General features: G+C 72.8%; 2 protein-coding genes. Both read left to right on the top strand.

All coding sequences use genetic code 11. The annotated features are described in order from the left end of the window. The first annotated feature begins 98 nt into the window (after positions 1-98). Positions 99-677 carry a YbaK/EbsC family protein gene (locus GKQ77_RS32650; protein WP_219692768.1) on the top strand — a complete coding sequence of 193 codons (579 nt, stop codon included), beginning with the start codon at positions 99-101 and terminating at the stop codon, positions 675-677. Continuing rightward, the gene (locus GKQ77_RS32645; RefSeq protein ID WP_219692767.1) at positions 674-1,525 is read left to right on the top strand and encodes an EamA family transporter; all 852 of its coding nucleotides are present in this window, start codon (positions 674-676) and stop codon (positions 1,523-1,525) included. Before GKQ77_RS32650 ends, GKQ77_RS32645 begins: the two co-directional genes overlap by 4 nt. Positions 1,526-1,528: the final 3 nt, after the last annotated feature.

Here is a 1,528-nt window from a genome sequence, read left to right as displayed (position 1 = left end):
TGTTGGTGGCGGGGGACTGAGCGAGGGGGGCGGACTCCGCTGTCCGGCATGCGGATACGCGGTCGCGTGCCCCGTACACGGACCGCTAGCGTGCCGGAATGAGCACTACTGAACGCGCCGAGTCCGCGACTGAACCCGCTGAACCCGCCGAGTCCGCGACTGAACCGGCCGTGTCCCCGGCCGGACCCGTCGAGTCCGCCGCCCACCCCCGTTTCGCCGCCGCCCTGCGCGAGCTCGGTCTGGCCGAGGTGATCGGCCGGGCCCGCCGCTTCCCGGAGCAGACCCGGACCGCGCAGGAGGCGGCGGCCGCGATCGGATGCGAGCTGAGCCAGATCTGCAAGTCCCTGATCTTCGCGGCGGACGGTGTGCCGGTACTGGTCCTGATGGACGGCGCGTCAAGGGTCGATCTCGACCTGGTCCGCGCCGAGTTGGGCGCGGAGAAGGTCACCCGCGCCAAGGCGGACGTCGTCCGGGAGACCACCGGCTTCGCGATCGGCGGCGTACCGCCCTTCGGTCACGCCACCAGGACCCGCGTACTCGCCGACCGCTCGCTCCTCGCCCACGACGTGGTGTGGGCGGCGGCCGGCACCCCGTACGCCGTCTTCCCCATGGACCCCAAGGCGCTGATCACCCACGCGGGCGCCGCGCTGGTGGACGTGCGCGAGACCGCGAAGTGACCCCGCTGGTCGCGGCGGCGGTGCTGCTCGCCGCCGTCACGCACGCCAGCTGGAACGCGATCGCCCACCACATCACCGACAAGCTGGTCGGCTTCACGCTCATCTCCGGCGGCGGCACGCTGATCGGTCTGCTCCTCGCCCCCTTCGTCGCACTCCCGGCGGCGGGGGCGTGGCCGTATCTGGTCCTCTCCGCGCTGCTGCACGTCGGCTACTACGCCCTGCTCATGCGCTCGTTCAAGCTCGGCGACTTCGGCCAGGCGTACCCCATCGCGCGCGGCACGGCCCCGCTGGTGGTCACGGTCCTCGCTGCGGTCTTCGCGGGCGAGATCCCGGACGGCTGGCAGGCGTCGGGCGTCGCCCTGTCCTGCGCGGGCCTGACGGGCCTCGCGCTGTGGGGCATACGGGGGTCGGGGCGCCGCCCGGACTGGGCGGCGATCGGCGCGGCTCTCGCGACGGGCGTCTCCATCGCTGCGTACACGGTGGTGGACGGTCTGGGCGTACGCGCGTCCGGCTCGTCCATGGGCTATATCGCGTGGCTGATGATCCTGGAGGGCATCGCGGTCCCGGCGTACGCGGCGTACCGCTGGCGGGGCGAACTGGCCGCCAGGCTCCGCCCGTTCGCGGCGGTCGGCCTGCTGGGCGCGGCCCTGTCGGTCTCCGCGTACGGCCTTGTCCTGTGGGCCCAGACGAAGGCGGAACTGGCCCCGGTCTCCGCGCTGCGGGAGTCGTCGATCATCGTCGGCGCGGCGATAGGCACGCTCTTCTTCAAGGAACGCTTCGGCACGCCGAGACTGGTGGCGGCGGGCCTGATGGTGGCGGGCATCGGCTTGATGCTGCACGCGGGGTGAGGG

Source organism: Streptomyces anatolicus, assembly GCF_019400875.1.
In the GTDB taxonomy this organism is placed as follows: Bacteria; Actinomycetota; Actinomycetes; order Streptomycetales; family Streptomycetaceae; genus Streptomyces; species Streptomyces anatolicus.
The sequence above is the reverse complement of the archived record's forward strand: the minus strand, read 5'-3'. Positions and strand labels throughout refer to the sequence as shown.